The sequence below is a fragment of the Coleofasciculus sp. G1-WW12-02 genome (assembly GCF_040219735.1).
GTDB lineage: Bacteria > Cyanobacteriota > Cyanobacteriia > Cyanobacteriales > Coleofasciculaceae > Coleofasciculus.
In genome coordinates this window covers 1-17,701 of the sequence record NZ_JAVJRX010000065.1, presented here as the reverse complement: position 1 = coordinate 17,701, position 17,701 = coordinate 1, and the positions used below count along the sequence as shown (strand labels likewise).

Below are 17,701 nucleotides of genomic sequence, written 5' to 3'. Positions count from 1 at the left end.
CATTGCGGGTATACGGCTAATCGGGATGTTGCCGCCGCTCAAGTAGTCGAGATTAGAGGTAGAACAGCCGTGGGACACACGGTGGTTAAGCTTTCTGAGGGTAAAGGTTCCGTCCTAGAAGACGATAAACTCTGCCTCCCTGTGACGGAAGAATCCCCCGCGTTTTAACCGGGGGAGTGTCAACTCTAGGTCGAATTGTCGCCATTGCTATCAAAGACGATGCCAGTCTTAATTTATCGGATCTGGGCAAAAAAGCTTGTGAGTCTTTGGGAAGTCGCCTGATTGATGACCTGCAATTTCGCAGTTCTTGGGCGATAATTGGTCAAACGGGTGCTGCACTGGGAACGGCAGAAGAAAAGCTCTCCAACGAGTCGGCTGTTAGCTGTTCGCGTGGGATTACGGCGACAAAAGTTAATCTCCCTAGTTTTGTCGTAGCCGCGACATCAGCGGGGAATAATTGGGGTAACATGGCTCAAGTTACCTGTAATGGGGAACTCATTCCTTTGGCGGGAGGATATCAGCGCGGTTTAAATGTTGTCGTTTTTGATCAGTCCAATGGACGTCTACTTCAGAGTAAATCTTTTGATCTATATGCTGATCCGGCTAACGCTGATGCCTTTGCCCACTGGATAGACACTATACCCCAAGGTCGGGTGGTTGCGATCGCGGCTAAAGATGACGCCAGCCTAAATCTCTCTGATCGCGCCAAAGCCGCCTGTAAATTGATTGGTAGTACTCAACTTGAGCGTCTTCAATTTCGTGGTTCTTGGGCGATTGTCGGAGTCAAAGGCGCTGCTGAGGGTGCAGTTATCGAAAATCTGCATAACTTTGGATCAGTTTCTGTCAAAGCCTGGTTTCCCTTGGTTGAATCTCCCCCAGTCACTCCATCCGTGGCTCAACCCGTAGATCAATCGATAGAATCCCCCGAATCAGGTTCAGGGGACAAGAAACGAATGATAATTATCGGACTTCTGCTGGCTCTTGTCGTTATCGTTATCATCGGGACTATTTTATTTAGCCGAGACTAAGGCATATAATTAATACTTGTTACCTCAACGATTCCGAAATCTGCCATCCTCATTTTCCCGCACAAATATATGACGGCTTTTTACGCCTACCTACTATTCGTGAACCGACACTCTTAAGGAAAAAATTAATGCTAGGACTATTATTATTTCTCGTATTTTTAACCTTCTCCAGTCTGTTATTGTATGACAAAAAACAATTCCCGCGCTTCCGGCTAAAAGGTTCGCCACGACAGGTTCTACCACCTCAACCTCCTATCCCGCAATCTTCACCGCCAACAGTATCCGATATTGACTCAGGAAGTCGTCAGGCAATTTCTACAACCTTATCGGATCTCGCCCAATTACAAGCGGTGCAGGAAGCAAATGAGCAACTTATCGCCCAAGAATCCTCTAAGTTTAACCAAACCATTATCAACGAAGCCTTACAGGGTTCACGAGACGCCATTTTTGCCAAAATTGAGGAATTTATTCAAACCCAGCGCCAAGTTTCCGGTGCTTATACTCCCCTCTATGATCTCTTAAGTGATTATCCGTTTCGAGTCGGAAAAATGCTGCGACCAACGATTTGTATGAGTGTCGCCCGGGCGGTGGGAGGAATGGGACATTCGGCATTAACTGCCGCCGCCGCATTAGAACTATATCACAATGCGTTCTTAATTCACGATGACATTGAAGATGAGTCCGAGTCCAGACGCGGAAAGGGAACATTACACCAAATGATTGGCATTCCTCGGGCGATTAATGTCGGGGATGCGACGAATGTTTTAGCCGTAGGATTGCTGCTGGAAAATTTGTCAGTGCTGGGTGTATCTAAGGCACTGAATATATTACATGAAATTGAGTTTATGGCGCGGCAATCTGTTGAAGGACAGGCAATGGAATTGGACTGGGTGGCGACGAATCCATCCCATCTGAGTGACCAAGATTATTTTACAATGTGCGTGAAAAAAACCTGCTGGTATTCATTTATTACACCCTGTCGAATTGGTCTAATTGTCGGACATCCCGCCGCAAGCGTTCAGGATTTAGTCGAACCTTTAGCCGGATTAACCCGGTTTGGTATGATTTTAGGGATCGCCTTTCAAATCCAAGATGATCTGTTAAATTTACAGGGTGAAATGGAGTCCTATGGCAAAGAGATTGGTGGCGATATCTACGAAGGTAAACGAACATTGATGCTGAACCATGTTTTAGCCCACAGCAAACAGGAATCTGATAGAATGCGGGAAATTCTCGCTCTACCCCGCGCCCAAAAACATCCTGATCATGTTGCTTTTATTATGGAGCAAATGCAGCGGTGCGGCAGCATTGAACACGGCTGGAATGTGGCGCGATCGCTCGCCCAAAAAGCGGCTAAAATCTTTGATTCCTTGGAGTTCTTGTTCCCGGAAACGCCTCTGCGACCTGGAGAACAATGGGTATCCCCTGTTCATGACCGTCGATTTCTTAAGGAGTTGATTAATTATGTAATTTATCGAAGTAAATAGACTTGAATGAAATTAAATGAATCTCGATTAGAATAAGAGAACTCTCATTCTTAGAGGGGTTGTCAAGTTCATGAAGTTTTAGGAAAAACTTGACGCTTTCAAAAACAAAAACGAAAACCACGATGACTTATAAGGACTAAATAAAATGGCTCACATTAAAGTCGAAACGGTCGATCTAAACCACTGGCAAGAAGAATCTTATGAAAAAGGTGCAGGCAAATGGGATATATCCCGAAATGGACAAGAAGTGATCCAGAAAAAGAATGGCAAACCCACGCTATTTTACAGCCCATTTAATGTTTTTAATACCAAAGTTACAGGAAAAATAAGCGTCGGCAATACAGGTGATGATGATTTTATTGGGTTTGCTCTAGGATTCCACCCTGGAGACACCACCAATAGTTCAGCTAAATATCTGCTCGTCGATTGGAGGAAAGGTCAACAGAAACGGTGGGGGAAACTTGCCAAAACCGGATTAGCGGTATCCTTAATCGATGGAATTCCTAAAGATGAATCTGAATTCTGGAGTCATACGGGTAAAGTCACTGAACTGGCGCGTGGAAAAACCCTGGGCAACAAGGGATGGCAAAAAAATGTCGAAAATACCTTTGACTTTGTTTATACAAAAACTAATCTGCAAGTCTCAGTTAATGGCAGTTTAGAAATTGATATTGACGGTGATTTTAGTGAAGGGCGAATTGCTTTCTATAACTTCTCCCAAAATAATGTCACCTACAAAGCCTTTGAGAAAAAAGTACTTCCGTCGGGTCAATTGGAAGTCCATGCTATTTCTGAAGAAGGGGTAGAATTCAATAATCCAATGGATACCGATGCAAAAATTAAAGTGACCCCTTCTGGTATCTGGTCAGTGAAAGACGGATTAGACATTACCGCCGCCGGAAAGCCAGGAGCCTATCTGTTGAGTCATGTTACTTATACTCACAATACTCCTTATGCACTGGTTGCTGTGGATAAACGAAGTGGTGAAGTGATTGAAGAAATCAGCAGTGCGAAGACTCTCAGCCTCAAAGCAGGTCAAACAGTAATCTTTAAAATGAATGATGAGCCAGGGTGGTATTGGGATAACAAAGGGTGTATCACTGTGGATTGGATGGTTCTGGATTAACGGGTTATTTGTCCTTTGTTTTTGACTTCTGATTGATGTAGAGACGTGCCATGGTGCGTCTCTACTACATTCTCTACTACCTGTTCGTTGTTCCTCAGATTAAGTCAATGTCATTCAACTTAACGAAAATTTGTAAGCCAAAGAGCTTATAAACATAAGATAATGATTAAAATGGACGGAGTAAAACGCCGTTCTAACAGGTGTTAAATGAGTCAGCGCTTAGAAACAACCCTTGCCCTGCCCCAAGTAACGTTAAAAATTCATTCCGGTACAGACTTGGTTTTACAGCTATTGATCCGGAATCAGCTTCATGAAGCCGTACTTTTACGTCCGACTCTAGATGATTGGGTTCTCAATGATAGCAATATTTTGCCAATCGTTAGTCGTTTAGAACCCACTTATGTTTATTTGTTTCCAGAGTATGAGTTGACCTGTCAGTTAACTGTTTCAATTCCTGAATATTTGCCGACAGGAACAAGCCTGACAACTTGGTTAAGATTTCCGGGTTGGCGAGAAGACGCCATCCCCATCCAAGTGGAAATCTTAGAAACCACAGAAAACAGCAACAGCACGCCAGTAATCCATCCCTTAATGGTGACCTTTCCGCCTCCGAGGGACAGCAGGGAAAATTATTTAGGAACGGCTGAACCAACCACAGCCGGAATCTTTGGTCTCATGTCGGGATTAATGGATCTAGATAAAATTCCTGCCCGTTGGTTGATCGCAGAACTGCTAACACGGCTGTGCCAACATGGAAAAGATTATACCCAGACACCTGTAGGTAATGAGTTACTCAACCAACTGAGTCGCACCCAATTCTTTAAAAATGGGGTTTATGCCTTTGCCTCCGCCCAAGTTCCGGCTTGGATATCGAGTAGTTTATCCATGGCGAATACTCTCCTCGCCGCCCAAATTGGACAACGGCATCTGCTTTCATTATGGGAAGAGTGGTTGTGGGATTTAGCCGAAACTGATATCGAAATAGCAGGAGAAGCACAGGCGCACAGGAGCCAATTTGTAGGGGCGGGTTTGACTGATAACGTTACCCAAGAAACCGATAACTTGACTAAACCCGCCCTTCTTAGGGAGCAGAGTTTGACTTCCCAATCCCCAATCCCCAATCCCCAATCCTTAAATTCAGCCGAAGAGTGGTTTGCTGGACTGATTTTGGGACTTGCCCAGGTGTCACCTAGAATGGCGAAGAGTTTCCGTGCGATCGCAACTCAGGAATCAATACCTATTATTGAGAATACAATTGCCACCCAAGCCAGCTACAGTTTAACCACAGGATTACCCGGACTCGATGCGCTTCCGGGGCGTTGGTTGGTTGTGGAACTACTCATCCTGCTGGCACAACAGGGTGATACCTATAGCCGCACTGAATCCGGTTGCCAATTACTCAATCAACTCAGCCGTACCCGTTTCTTCAAGAACGGTGTCCTCGCCTTTGCCTCAGCACAAGCCCCCCGTTGGCTGGTTATCAGTCAATCGGCGGCGGCGGCGTATCATTCCTCTCTCGGCGTGCAGATGGGGCAAGGGGGATTACTTCATGTCGGCGAAAAATGGTTGTGGACATTAGTTCCCAATACCTTAAACGTTAAAGGGATGGACAACCCGGTTTCTGTATCCGATGCGGCAACAAAAGCCTTCGTCACGGAACTGGGAATGGATGCCCAACGCTGGTTTGTGGGTATTCTCTTTGGACTGATTCAGGTGTCACCAAAGATGGCGAGATATGTAAAGGCGATCGCAAATCAAGCCCCACCCCCTCTCACTCCCACCCCTGTTTCCCCAGTCGTTTTCGACGATGTTCTCAATGAAGGAGGTTCTCTGGCGCGATGAATATCAACGAACAACTCCTGCTTAACCGTGTCGAAGCCCTACGCATTCCCCTAGAAGATCCTGGCTTACCCCTGGATTGGAAGGATTGGTATCACTTTATTTTGCTGGATCTGAAAACGGGAATCCGCCTACTCGTCAATGCTACCCTCATCGGCAAACCGGAACAGGGGCAGATGCAAGTCAGCTTTATTGCCAATTTGCCCTCCACCGAAATTCCAAAAGAACTTGAATCTGACACCTCGGTGGCAACCTTTGGCACAACCTTTAGCCTAGAATGGCAACCTAACATGGTATGTCGTCACCCATTACGTCTACAAGGTAGGGGGATTAATTTAGAAATCAACGGCATGAACTCCGTTGTCAGAGTCCACGACGAGAGGGCGCAGCTTTCCCTCAACGTTCAAGGAGAAGCCGCAGCCATGCCCCTATTAGTAACTGAAGATGCACCATTCGGTAGCGGCTTTATTGGTTGGGGGTTAATCCCAGGATTAAAAGTTTCGGGAGACGTATCCGTTTGTGGGCGATCGTTTCCCATTGATCAAGACTGGTTTTGCTATCACGATCGCAATTTTGGTCGTTTTCGCTGGGGCGAGGATATTGGTTGGGAATGGTTCGTCGCTTATGTTACTGACAAGAAAGGCAGATCCTTCACACTCGTGTTAGATAAACGCACGAATAAAGAGCATTCAATCAGTGGCTTACCCTATATTTTTATCTATTCCGGTACTCGATTGCGTAAGGTATTTTTGGGTTCTACCTTACAGATTGATTGGGATTGGTCTGCTTCTGCTAGTTTGCCTTTACGTCTACCTGGAATCATGGCATCACTCTTTGCTGACCGCACCTTAAGTATGCCCCAAAGTTTACAGGTTAAAGCCGCTGATGACCACGATCAATTGTCACTAACCATGGCATTTGAGGCAACAAGTGAGTTAATTGTACCAGATAATCAGAGTCGCCAATATACCTTTATTGAGGAAGTGACAGGTTCTGTAGAAATGACTCTAGTCCTTCAAGGTGAAACTTTACAAGCAAGGGGATTAATGTATGGAGAATATGTTCATTAGTTTGTCGTGTGTCTTCGCTTCTGGCGTTTCTGGCACATTAAAGCGCCAAGGGGGTACGAGTAACAACCAATATCCCCACCGACAGCGATACGCTGTTCTTGGTGTCAAGGGATCGTAACAATTCGTACACCTATTTGGAAGTTCCCCCGACAGTGCTTGAGGCACTCAAGCATCAGCCGCAGACGAGGTGACGTTTTGGGTTGAGGTGTAGAGACGTAGCATGCTACGTCTCTAAAGTAAGGAATCAATTCGGCTAATGGTATTGTTGAACAGATCTTTTCAGATGCGGGTGAAGGAAGAAGGAAACAATGAACCATAACGAAGCCCATCTCCATATCACTGTCCAGTCGGCGGCTTATGACCAGGGAAATTCGGCTCGGATTACCGTAAACGACGAAGAATTCGGGTTTGAACCCTACAATCGCGGACTGAATGTGGCGGTTATCCATGAAGTGACCGGTCAAAAGCTGGGTAGCGCCACCTTTGATACCTTTGGCAATCCCAGTTGTGCGATCGCCTTTGCTGAATGGGTGGAGAATCTGCCTGTTGGTCGGATTGTCGCGATCGCGCTGAAAGATGAGGGGACTGTTTATCTGGATGAGCGGGCTAAAAATGCCTGTGCTGCTTTGGGTGCTTATTGGGTGTACTATCTCCAATTTCGCAGTTCTTGGGCGATGATTGGTCAAAAGGGAGCGACACCGGGAACGGCGGTTGAGGCTTTATCGGATGAGCATGGAGTAACCTGTTCTCGTTCCTTTACGCTACCCTCGATTTTCGCGGACACGGCGACGATTTCAGCCACATCGGCAGGTGGAGAGTACGGCTTTTTGGCTCATATTAGCCGTAATGGAAACATTATCCCGATTCAGGCAGGATATCAGCGAGGGTTAAATTTGGTGGTGTTTGAACCCGCTACTGGCAAGCCGGTGTTGAGTCGATCCTTTGACTTATTTGCTGACGCTTCTGTTGCTGACGCCTTTGCCCAGCAGATTGAAGGGATACCGGATGGGAAGATTGTCGCGATCGCACTCAAAGATGATGCCTTTGTTAATCTCTCAGAGCGTGCCAAACAAGCCTGTCGCGCGATCGGTAGCCGTCTCATTGATGGATTGCAATTTCGGGGGGCTTGGTCAATTGTCGGCTATAAAGGCGCTTCTCCGGATGCAGTGATTGAAAATCTGAATAATTCTGGGTTCACCTCCGTCAAAGCCTGGATGCCTTTAGTCATACCCTGCCCAACATGGCAGCCCAAACAAAAGCTACAACCTGCTGATTTACGCGAAAAAGGTATCTTTGGCAGTGCTATTGCCATGAGTGGAGATACCGCCATTATTGGGGCGCGTTTGGCTCAAGTTGATGGTTGTCCGGCTGTGGGCAATGCCTATATTTTCCAACACACAAACGGAGTGTGGATTCAAAAACAGAAACTCCAACCGCCTGGGTTTGGGCGTCAAGATGTCTTCGGTAATGCTGTTGCCATTCATGGAAATGTCGCGATCGTGGGTGCCTATTTTGCCGATGCGCCAGATCGTCCGAATGCCGGGAGCGCCTATATTTTCCAATCTGAAAACGGGGTATGGCAACAAAAACAGAAACTCCAACCCGCCGATTTACAGGGAAATGACTGCTTCGGTAGTTCTGTGGCGATTTGTGAAAACATTGTGATCGTCGGTGCCTATACGGTAGACGCAGAAAGTCGTCCCGATGCAGGGAGTACCTATATTTTTCAGTGAGAAAACGGAGTATGGCAACAAAAACAGAAGCTGCAACCTGATGATTTAAAGCGCGGTGATGGTTTTGGTGGTGCTGTTGCGATCAGTGGGGAAACCGCGATCATTGGGGCGCGTCTTGCTCAGGCGGATAGCCATCAATATGCGGGGAGTGCCTATATTTTTCAGTTAGAAAACGGGGTATGGCAACAAAAACAGAAGCTGCAACCGACTGACTTACAGTATGGCGATAACTTCGGCAACGCGATCGCGATTAGTGGCGAAGTCGCTATTGTGGGTGCTTATGGTGTCGATGCTCAAAGCTGTCCCGATACTGGCGCTGCCTACATTTTCCAACGCGAAAACGGGGTGTGGCAACAAAAACAGAAGCTGCAACCTGCTGACTTACAGCGTCGCGATGGCTTTGGATGTTCCGTCGCGATTCAGGGACAAGTTGCTGTCGTCGGGACTTCCGATGCAGGAAGCGTCTATATTTTCCAGTTAGAAAACGGAGTATGGCAACAAAAACAGAAGTTATACTCCCCTGAGGCGCAACCAAAAGACTGTTTTGGTTATGCCGTTGCTCTGAGTAAAGGAGTCGTGATTACTGGGGCGCATAATGCTGATGCTCAAGGGCGTCCTTATGCTGGCAGCGCTTATATAGCATGTCCATAGTAAACGTGAAATGAAGAGAGAATCTACCGTTTATGCCAATCCATTTTTTTTAGGAGTAGAAACAATCAATGAAGCGTCTGGTTATTTGTTGTGACGGAACCTGGCAACAGTTAGCGAGTCCTTGTCCAACTAATGTGGTTAAGATTGCCCAGGGGGTTAAATCCACTTGCTCTTTAAATATTCCCCAGCTCGTCTTTTACAATGAGGGAATTGGTACAGAGAACCCAATTGCCAAGATTTTTGGTGGAGCTTTTGGCAAAGGAATTGATCAAAATATACAAGACTGCTATCGCTTTCTTTGCTTAAACTACGAACCCGGGGACGAAATATATTTGTTCGGTTTCAGTCGCGGCGCTTATACGGTTCGTAGCTTAGCTGGAATGATCTTTAACTCAGGACTATTACCGCGTGACAAGATTCGCCAAGCTCCTGAAGCTTACCAGAGATATCGCTCCCGTAAAAGTGAAGATAAACCCGATTCCGATAAGATGGAACAGTTCCGCCAGGAAAATAATGCAGAGCAAGTTCCGATTACGCTTCTTGGCTGCTGGGACACAGTCGGTTCTCTAGGAATCCCTAATATATGGACTTTTTTCTCCTTAGACCAAAAGATTAACCAAAAATACGCATTCCACGACACTTCGTTGAGTCCTATTATTAAGAATGCGCTACACGCTGTTGCCATTGATGAGCAGCGTCAGGTTTTCGACGTTACACCCATGGAGATAAGCCGCAGGAATGAATATAAAGGTGAGTCTGTTGATCAATTCCTGCGTCAAGTGTGGTTTCCGGGTGGTCATGGAGCGGTTGGCGGTGGGACTATGGAACAGAGTGGTTTCTCGGATGGAGCATTGCAGTGGATGATTGACTCCATTGAGCAATTGCGCCAGCAACAGCGTCTTGGGATCGAACTTGATCCAACGGTTATCGAATATGGCATTCATCCTGACCCAACTATCAAGTTTAGCGCTGAACCGCAGACTCTTATTGGTCGGTTAACCTTCAAAACTGGACGCAAGATGCGCGAAGTTAGTGATGACTTTGATGATCTGCATGAGAGTGTTAAACAACGTTGGCAAAAAGTCTTGGATTACCGACCTTCAAATCTGGCAAAATTTAAATCTCTATTAGATAAAGACGAAGGGATATAGACGCTCCAGTAGATTCCCGCTGGGTGACATGAATCCATGTATTCCCCAAAAATTGAGAACCGCCATACCCGATAAAACAATTCTCTGGTGAATTCAAAACTCAGTCTGGGCGGGTTAAGTCACATCTTTTGTGAGGTACAAAACGATAATAGTGAAACCCGCCCCTACACAATCACTCACCATGCCCTCGACGGTCATGAAAGGTCAAAATCTCTAAGCTATGACAACAAACTCAAACACCATGATTAATCCAACGGCTGATCAAATCGCTCAAACAAAAAAAGCGATTGAAAACTACTACATTTCCTGGATATGCCACCCAGACAAACGCGAAGGAGTCGCTCCCTTTTATCAGATGCATGAACCGGGAGAATCAATTCGCGGAACAGTCATGATCTTTCATGGCTTCTCAGCTAAACCGATGCAAATGTTTCTTGTGGGTGATTACCTCTTTCGCAACGGGTTCAATATCTATCAAATTCCCTTGGCTGGTCATGGGTTTGTACCACCTGATAGTTATTGGCCCCAAGTTGACCTCAAGCCGAAATTTCGTGATCCCCTCCGTGAAGAAGCCCGAAAAGATGCCGTTTTAGACCTTTTCTTGTCTAATCGTGATTATAAATCCCAAGGGCAATTTCAGCGATTGACAACGTTTCAGAAGATGGCGCTGATTGGTCGGATCATAAAAATGGCACCTCAGTTATTGGATATGGCATTGGCAATTGAGCGACCCAATGACCCCGATTTTGATCGCTATTTCACGTCGTCCCATCTACAGTATTTGACAGATGCACAGGAACGTCTGGCAGAACTGGATGCGATGCCAGGACCGATTTATACGGTGGGACTCTCTGTTGGTGGTGCAGTTGCCCTAGGGCTGGCGGCGTCTCGACCTGACCGGATTAAAAATGTGGTGGCTTATGCTCCACTTTTGGAAGTGTCTAATGAAATTAATGAGCGTTACATTAACCTCACAGGTCCCTTGGACTTGAAAGAATTTTCTTGGGAAAACAATATTACTTTTCCTGTAGGATGTTTAACGGCTGCTAACCGTTTTGGTGCCTTTGTTCGTAGTGATAAAAATCGAAAAACCTTAGAGAAAATTCCCACATTTTTGGTATTAACGGAGAACGAAGACGCGGCTGATCTTAAAACCAACCAAAGATTCTTTGAGCAGTTGGGTGGGAAAGGCAAGGGACACTGCTACTATCTCTATCCTGCGAGTGACCTTGTACCTCATCCTATGGTAGATCCGACAGAAGTAAGTCAGGGGATGACGAATCGTTTCTGGAAGAGTTTATATCAGGAAACCTTCCGCTTCCTCACGACAGGTGAGGTTGATGCGGATAATATGAGCAACCTTGAGGAAGCACCGGATTTACCGCCGATTCCGACTTATTCGTAACGTGGTGAGACACAGCTAGCTTGATGGATTAGTGCAGAAATTGTCGGGGCGCCTCGTCTTGCGCCCATTAAACCTGTAAAATCTATTCCATCAAATTGGGCGGGTTTAGTCCCATCTAGGCGAGGTAAAAAACGATAATAGTCAAAAGAGCCCCTACACAAGCGCCATGATACCTCTGGAATACTTCCTCAACCCCAATCAAAACTCAAAACTCAAAACTTTCTATGGTTTATACATCCAGCCAACCTAATGAACAGTTGGCTCAATGGTTATATCGCTTGGTGGACATCCTTCGGAGCCAAGGAGGTTCGACTTGGCGCAGGTTGGTTCAGACTGTTTCTGGCAAAACGGCTGTGATTGAGCTAGATGGAACTCAGTTGCGACTGTGGGCTCAAGAAAATGAGCAGTTACAGGTTCACATCGAATCCCTAGCGGAACCCCAACCCGTTCATTTTTGCAGTGATGCTGAAACCCTCAGAGATATCATTACTGGCTCTGTGACATTGGATGCGGCTGTAATAAGTGGCAAAATTTATGTCCGGGGTGATTTACCCGACTTACTGGGTATCAATCAGGTAGTCATGGGGATTTTAGCCGACAGTGCGATTAATCTACAGTTGCAACGTCTCTGGAACGAGTTTGATCACGTCTGGTTCCGTCTCCCCTCTCCTCCCCCTTGTCGCTCGCTTGATCAACAAAAACCATCCCGTGGTTATCTGATCAACCAGATACCCGCCGATGTACTTAACATTGAAGTCGATTGACTTCACCCGAAAGGGCGATATATTTTAATTTGTTGTCGCCTGCTTGGTAAAATTTACGGAGTTTTACCAAGATTCTTAATGAAGATTTAAGATTTCTGACAATTTTCGTTATTCGTGGCGATCGCGCCTATTGTGATATAGAGAGCGCCGATTAAGGGCGATACTAACTATCTGTTCACTCAGTTGCCATAACGAGCTAACTATTTTATGACTACTCTACCTACACTGATTCGTTCCCTTGCTTTAACCACCCTGCTCAGCTTTATTGCTCCCGTTGTACTCTTCTTGGCATTTTTCGCCTTTCTGTGTACCCTGAGCTGGGTTCCTGGCTTGGGAACTCTCGGTCAAACAGGCGCAAACGACTTGTTGCAGTTTCTGGCGATTTTCGGCAGCGGCTGTGCTGTAGAGGGTTTGGTCGTGATTAGCTTGACCTGTAGCTTTGTGGCAGCCTTATTTGATACCTACGCCTTCTATAGCTATCAGCATCTCAACGACCACTAACTCCAACCATTGTAACCAATGATTTCCTATACTCGGTTAAATCGCCTTGGGCAACCTAGTTATGGTGCAATTAGTCTCCCGTTACGTTAAAGATGACGGGAGACTCTAAAATGGTAGACTTAAAACTACTCCGATCGCAGGGCGGTGGCTGTCTTCTCCCGGTTGAGCTTGAGAATCAACACACCCAGGGGAGGTAAGCACAAGTCCAGAGAATAGGGTTGATTGTGGAACCACCATTCATCCGTCCACTTACCGCCTAAATTCCCCATATTACTCCCACCATACTCGCGAGCATCACTGTTAAACAGCTCTGTGTAAAAGCCCATTTCTGGAACCCCGATCCGATAATGGCTATGGGGCTGGGGTGTGAAATTGCAAACCGTGACAACAAACTCTTCAGAATCCTTAGCACGGCGGATAAATGCCACCACGCTATGGCGATTGTCACTACAATCAATCCATTCAAACCCCGCTTCGGCATAATCTTGGGTATAGAGGGCAGATTCTCGCCGATAGACTTGATTCAGATCAGCCATAAACAGCTTCAATTGCTGATGGGGTTCGTATTGCAGTAAATGCCATTCTAAATCGCCCCAGACATTCCACTCACTCCACTGACCAAACTCCATGCTCATAAACAGAGTTTTCTTGCCGGGATGAGTGAACATATAGGTAAATAAGCAACGGATATTGGCAAATTTTTGCCACTCATCCCCAGGCATTTTGCCCATCATGTTGCTCTTACCATGAACAATCTCATCGTGAGACAGCGCCAGCATGTAGTTTTCAGCATGGTGATACCACATACTGAAGGTGATATTATTCTGGTGGAACTGGCGGAACCAGGGGTCCATGTGGAAATAATCCAGCATGTCGTGCATCCAACCCATGTTCCACTTCAAATTAAAGCCCAATCCGCCAACATACGTGGGCCAAGATACCATGGGCCAATCCGTTGACTCTTCAGCAATGGAGAGGATACCAGGAAAATAGCTAAAGATCACATGATTCGCCTGTCGCAGGAAATCGGCGGCTTCAATATGTTCTCTCCCCCCATACTGGTTGGTTACCCATTCTCCTGGTTTTCGGCAATAGTCCAGGTAAAGCATTGAGGCGACAGCATCCACGCGAATCCCATCAATGTGGTATTTGTCAAACCAGAATAAGGCGTTGGACACCAGGAAGTTACGGACTTCGTTGCGGTTATAGTTGAAAACTAAGGTTCCCCACTCTTTATGTTCACCCTTGCGGGGGTCAGCATGTTCATACAGGTGAGTCCCATCAAAGAATGCCAAACCGTGACCATCTTTGGGGAAATGACCCGGTACCCAGTCCACAATCACCCCAATCCCATTCTGGTGACACTGATCCACGAAATACATTAAATCGTCGGGTGTCCCATAGCGAGAGGTGCAGGCATAGTATCCTGTAACCTGATAGCCCCAAGAGCCGTCAAAGGGATGCTCGGCGACGGGGAGTAGCTCAATATGCGTAAATCCCAGCTCTTTAACATAAGGAATTAAGCGATCCGCCAATTCCCGATAGGTAAGAAATCGCGCTCCGGGTTTGAGATCAGACACCAGAACCACGGGTTCAGGCTTCCCATCCGCTCCAATGGGGGGTTCGGCTGAAGAACCATGCAGCCAAGAGCCTAAATGCATTTCATAGATAGAAATTGGCTGAGTCAGCGTATCGGTATGGCGGCGCTGCTCCATCCATTCCTGATCATTCCAGGTGTAGGCATCAAGATCGGCAACAATCGAGGCGGTTTTGGGGCGGATTTCTTGGTGGAAACCATAAGGGTCAGATTTTTCGTAAATATGCCCATCATAGTTTTTGATTTCGTACTTGTAAGGGTCTCCCACTGCCACTTCCGGGATAAATAGTTCCCAAATGCCCGTGTCACCCTTCCGCATTTGGTGCTTGCGCCCATCCCAGTGGTTAAAATCGCCTAAAACCGAAGCGTTGCGAGCATTCGGAGCCCAAACGGCAAAGTAGACACCCTGAACTCCATCTATTTCCGTGGGATGGGCTCCTAGTTTCTCGTAGATGCGATGATGATTCCCTTCGGCAAATAGATGCCGATCAAATTCGGTTAAGCGCGGCGAACGGAAGGCGTAGGGATCGTAGATAACTCGCTCGTGTTCGCCTTCTTTGAGGCGTAACTGGTAGTTTGCCAGTTCCTTTATATCGATCTGGCATTCAAAAAAGTGAGGATGATGCACCGATTGCATCGGATAGTCTTGGCGTTGTTCTGGAAGCACAACCCACACGGCGTCAGCATTAGGGAAATACACCCGCACTGTCCAGATGGTCTTTCCATCCTGTTCTAATTGGTGTGGACCCAGTATTTCAAAGGGGTCGTGATGTTGATTCCAGACAATTCGGTCAATTTGTTCAGGAGCAATCATGGGAAACATCAAGCTATCTACTTCAGTGAATGAAAGGTGGGTCTTAAATAACTTTAATATTTATATACTTTTTTGATTTTTTCTACACATTTGGGAAAACTTGGGGTATAAGCAAGAGTTATATTTGCTCGGTTTGGTAACCGATCCAGGGCTATCCTTGAGGACAGGGTGCGGCTTCCGGCGTTTTTTGCTTCGGCTAAAACGGTGTGACTGTCCGCCACAGATCAAGCAGTTGCAGCACAAAAACATTGTGCTGGATCTCAGGATCGAGTTCCGGGGGGGTTGATCGCTGGGCTAATTCAGCTTTAAGTTGGGCGTATTCTGCGGCTGTAAGCAGTTCCCCATCGATAGGCGATCGCGCCTCCGTGATAATCTCGGTTCTCAACACCTCTTCGGGTAGGTCATCTGGGGGAGGTAACGCCAAACTCGGTTGAGCCACCCAACCCATTAATCCCAGCCAGATACTAAAAACTATACCTTTTTCCATGCTTGTAAGCTAAAGTTGGATCGCCTTGGGTTCAAACCCAAGGCTAAAAGCTCAAGTCAGCTAAAGCTGACTGAATAATAATTTTAGTCCATTTTAATAGACTCGAACTAAATTGCCCGGAATTTGAACTCCTCAGCAGGTGTCTTTGAACCCGTTTTAACGGGACGCGAACTTTTAGCCAGCTTACTCTAAAAGCTCGATTTTTTTTGTTACTGGGTAAATTCCGTATAATTAATGCCTCAAAATCATTCATTAAGTTGAGGAAAGACCAATGAAAAATGGAGTGGCTAAACTATTTGGGCAGATCCAACGGTTTGTTCAAATCAATCTTACCGGATTGACTGATAGAGTAGTAGGACTTTTAGGAGGCATTGATTTGCTGATTATAACCTATTTTAATAAAACTGTAGGGCAAACTGAAGATCCAGAAATAATACGAGAACAGTCCATTATTGAGATGCAAGAAGATCGGATACAGCTACGTCAAGCTGTTACTAGAGCTAGTGCAACTCAAAAACGCATCCACCTACAATACAATCAAGTCCAAAGTGGAGCAAACTCCGCACATGAAATGGCTACTATATTGAAAGCCCAGCTTGATGAGCAAACTGCCCTGGTAGATAACCTTAATCGCCAGCTAATTGCTCTAGACATTAAAATTTCTGAAGCCAAGACGAAGAAGGACTTACTTAAGACACAGAGTATGATCGCAAAGGCTAACGAGCAGATCCATAATACTATTAGTCGGCTAGATGATAGCCGTATAAAGCTTGCCTTCCAGGTAATGGAAGAAAACGTTTTGCGTAGGGAAGCTTACTTAGCAGATCGAATGATGCTGTTGCAATTCCTTTACCCTCCCAGGGAAGAAGCGCTCGCAACCAAGCTTCAAAACCAGACTGCTCATAAAATAAAAGAAACCATCTTGCAGATAGATGTTCGTTTGCCAGCTCGTTTGCAGGCGATAGCTATATTAATTTGTTGGAAGGAGGAACTGAACAACGGAAAATTTAAGCTCTTATATCGATTAATTCTAGAGCAACAAAAAGATTTGGCAAGTTTGGATCAGCTAATTAGGCAGTTACGTCAAGTAGATGATAGTGCATTATTTTATCAGGCAATTGAGATGATTGTTGCTCAAAAATTTAATCAACTACACTATCGCCAAATCCAAAGGGTAGCAATCAGATGTCAAGAACGAGCTAAGCTTGCAGTGCAAAAGGGAGATGAAGATTGGGCGCGTGAGTTACTCATCCGTAAGAATAGTGTCATTAAAATCGCTAGTATTTTGAAGGCTAAGCTTGATAAACAAACAGTTTTAATGGAGGAAATTAAACTGGATTTGAAGAAATTTGAAAATCAAATTTTTAATGATAAACAAACACCTTTAGTAGAGGAAATTAAGATCAAGCTAAAAAAGATTAAACCTAAAGTTAAAAAGTTTATGATTTTATATTACAGGTTCATTGAATCACTAAATACTGGAGTTTAGACTAAAAAAAATCAACCCAGATATAATCCGAAACTGAGCAATAAAGAAAATTATTGAAAAAAGCTAGGTGGCTTTACTAATCGAATTATGCCACACCAACGTGCTTACGATAGTTTTCCTCAAAGGTTAGAATCGCTTTAATATCGGGTTTTTGTGGCGCTGTTAATAGGTTAAGCGTCTTTTGAATTGCCGCCAGTTCATCCCGCACGATTTGATGACGGAATGCTGATTTTGCCTCATGCGCCGCGAGTCTCCCTCTCTCAATCTCACTCTGTAGCGCTTCTTCACATCCCTCAATCAGGTCATCTAAAATGGGATTAGCTGCCTTTTGTAGTTCAGCTTCTGGAATGTTGGTATAGTAGGAGAATGCGGCTAACCATTCCTGACGAATCAGCTCAAAAGTTTTGTACTGATTATCTGTAAGGATTCAGGGGTCGTGGAAATCCGATGAAGGGGGAAGGCTTCGCCTCGTTTTGGCTATGAGTCGAGTACAGCAGTTTGGCAGAGGCGAAGGCTTGCCCCTTTTGCTCCGGCACGGAGAGAACTAACTGAGTGGGGA

Annotated in this window: 15 protein-coding genes and 2 pseudogenes; 14 read left to right on the top strand and 3 right to left on the bottom strand. The window is 45.7% G+C overall.

Translation table 11 applies throughout. From position 1 onward, the window contains the following. The 13 genes and pseudogenes from RID09_RS11805 to RID09_RS11745 all read left to right on the top strand — a co-directional run. Nucleotides 1-168: pseudogene (locus RID09_RS11805) on the top strand (RNA-guided endonuclease InsQ/TnpB family protein); the annotation flags it as partial. An 8-nt stretch (nucleotides 169-176) separates the two neighbouring features. Then, nucleotides 177-1,028 carry an interleukin-like EMT inducer domain-containing protein gene (locus tag RID09_RS11800; RefSeq protein WP_446336138.1) on the top strand — a complete coding sequence of 284 codons (852 nt, stop codon included), beginning with the start codon at nucleotides 177-179 and terminating at the stop codon, nucleotides 1,026-1,028. A 128-nt stretch (nucleotides 1,029-1,156) separates the two neighbouring features. Further along, nucleotides 1,157-2,515 (top strand): polyprenyl synthetase family protein, encoded by a 1,359-nt coding sequence (locus RID09_RS11795; RefSeq protein ID WP_446336137.1) that lies wholly within the window; start codon nucleotides 1,157-1,159, stop codon nucleotides 2,513-2,515. Nucleotides 2,516-2,660: 145 nt separating this feature from the next. Beyond that, nucleotides 2,661-3,641: a hypothetical protein gene (locus RID09_RS11790; protein WP_446336136.1), complete on the top strand. Its 981-nt coding sequence runs from the start codon at nucleotides 2,661-2,663 to the stop codon at nucleotides 3,639-3,641. A 207-nt stretch (nucleotides 3,642-3,848) separates the two neighbouring features. Further along, complete coding sequence (locus RID09_RS11785) at nucleotides 3,849-5,483, top strand: hypothetical protein (RefSeq protein WP_446336135.1); 1,635 nt, start codon at nucleotides 3,849-3,851, stop codon at nucleotides 5,481-5,483. Then, nucleotides 5,480-6,550: a hypothetical protein gene (locus RID09_RS11780; protein ID WP_446336134.1), complete on the top strand. Its 1,071-nt coding sequence runs from the start codon at nucleotides 5,480-5,482 to the stop codon at nucleotides 6,548-6,550. Before RID09_RS11785 ends, RID09_RS11780 begins: the two co-directional genes overlap by 4 nt. Nucleotides 6,551-6,858: 308 nt before the next feature. Next, complete coding sequence (locus RID09_RS11775) at nucleotides 6,859-8,283, top strand: interleukin-like EMT inducer domain-containing protein (protein WP_446336133.1); 1,425 nt, start codon at nucleotides 6,859-6,861, stop codon at nucleotides 8,281-8,283. 24 nt (nucleotides 8,284-8,307) lie between these two features. After that, nucleotides 8,308-8,601, top strand: a pseudogene (locus RID09_RS11770) (FG-GAP repeat protein); the annotation flags it as partial. 27 nt (nucleotides 8,602-8,628) lie between these two features. Further along, nucleotides 8,629-8,934, top strand: coding sequence for an FG-GAP repeat protein (locus RID09_RS11765; RefSeq protein WP_446336139.1), 306 nt, complete (start codon nucleotides 8,629-8,631; stop codon nucleotides 8,932-8,934). A gap of 68 nt (nucleotides 8,935-9,002) precedes the next feature. After that, nucleotides 9,003-10,085 carry a DUF2235 domain-containing protein gene (locus RID09_RS11760; protein WP_446336132.1) on the top strand — a complete coding sequence of 361 codons (1,083 nt, stop codon included), beginning with the start codon at nucleotides 9,003-9,005 and terminating at the stop codon, nucleotides 10,083-10,085. 241 nt (nucleotides 10,086-10,326) lie between these two features. After that, a complete protein-coding gene (locus tag RID09_RS11755) occupies nucleotides 10,327-11,490 on the top strand; it encodes an alpha/beta hydrolase (protein ID WP_446336131.1) in 1,164 nt (387 codons plus the stop codon). Nucleotides 11,491-11,714: 224 nt separating this feature from the next. Continuing rightward, nucleotides 11,715-12,254 (top strand): hypothetical protein, encoded by a 540-nt coding sequence (locus tag RID09_RS11750; protein WP_446336130.1) that lies wholly within the window; start codon nucleotides 11,715-11,717, stop codon nucleotides 12,252-12,254. Nucleotides 12,255-12,461: 207 nt separating this feature from the next. Further along, complete coding sequence (locus RID09_RS11745) at nucleotides 12,462-12,755, top strand: hypothetical protein (protein ID WP_446336129.1); 294 nt, start codon at nucleotides 12,462-12,464, stop codon at nucleotides 12,753-12,755. A 125-nt stretch (nucleotides 12,756-12,880) separates the two neighbouring features. Here the strand turns inward: RID09_RS11745 and glgB are convergent, their stop codons facing one another. After that, nucleotides 12,881-15,166, bottom strand: coding sequence for a 1,4-alpha-glucan branching enzyme (gene glgB / locus RID09_RS11740; RefSeq protein ID WP_446336128.1), 2,286 nt, complete (start codon nucleotides 15,164-15,166; stop codon nucleotides 12,881-12,883). A gap of 196 nt (nucleotides 15,167-15,362) precedes the next feature. Continuing rightward, nucleotides 15,363-15,653 (bottom strand): hypothetical protein, encoded by a 291-nt coding sequence (locus RID09_RS11735; protein ID WP_446336127.1) that lies wholly within the window; start codon nucleotides 15,651-15,653, stop codon nucleotides 15,363-15,365. A 271-nt stretch (nucleotides 15,654-15,924) separates the two neighbouring features. On the opposite strand from RID09_RS11735, the gene RID09_RS11730 reads away from it, so the two are divergent. Next, the gene (locus RID09_RS11730) at nucleotides 15,925-17,142 is read left to right on the top strand and encodes a PspA/IM30 family protein (RefSeq protein ID WP_446336126.1); all 1,218 of its coding nucleotides are present in this window, start codon (nucleotides 15,925-15,927) and stop codon (nucleotides 17,140-17,142) included. An 85-nt stretch (nucleotides 17,143-17,227) separates the two neighbouring features. On the opposite strand, the gene RID09_RS11725 is transcribed toward RID09_RS11730, so the two are convergent. Next, entirely contained in the window at nucleotides 17,228-17,350 is a 123-nt protein-coding gene (locus RID09_RS11725) for a hypothetical protein (protein ID WP_446336125.1), read from the bottom strand. Between the last annotated feature and the right edge of the window lie 351 nt (nucleotides 17,351-17,701).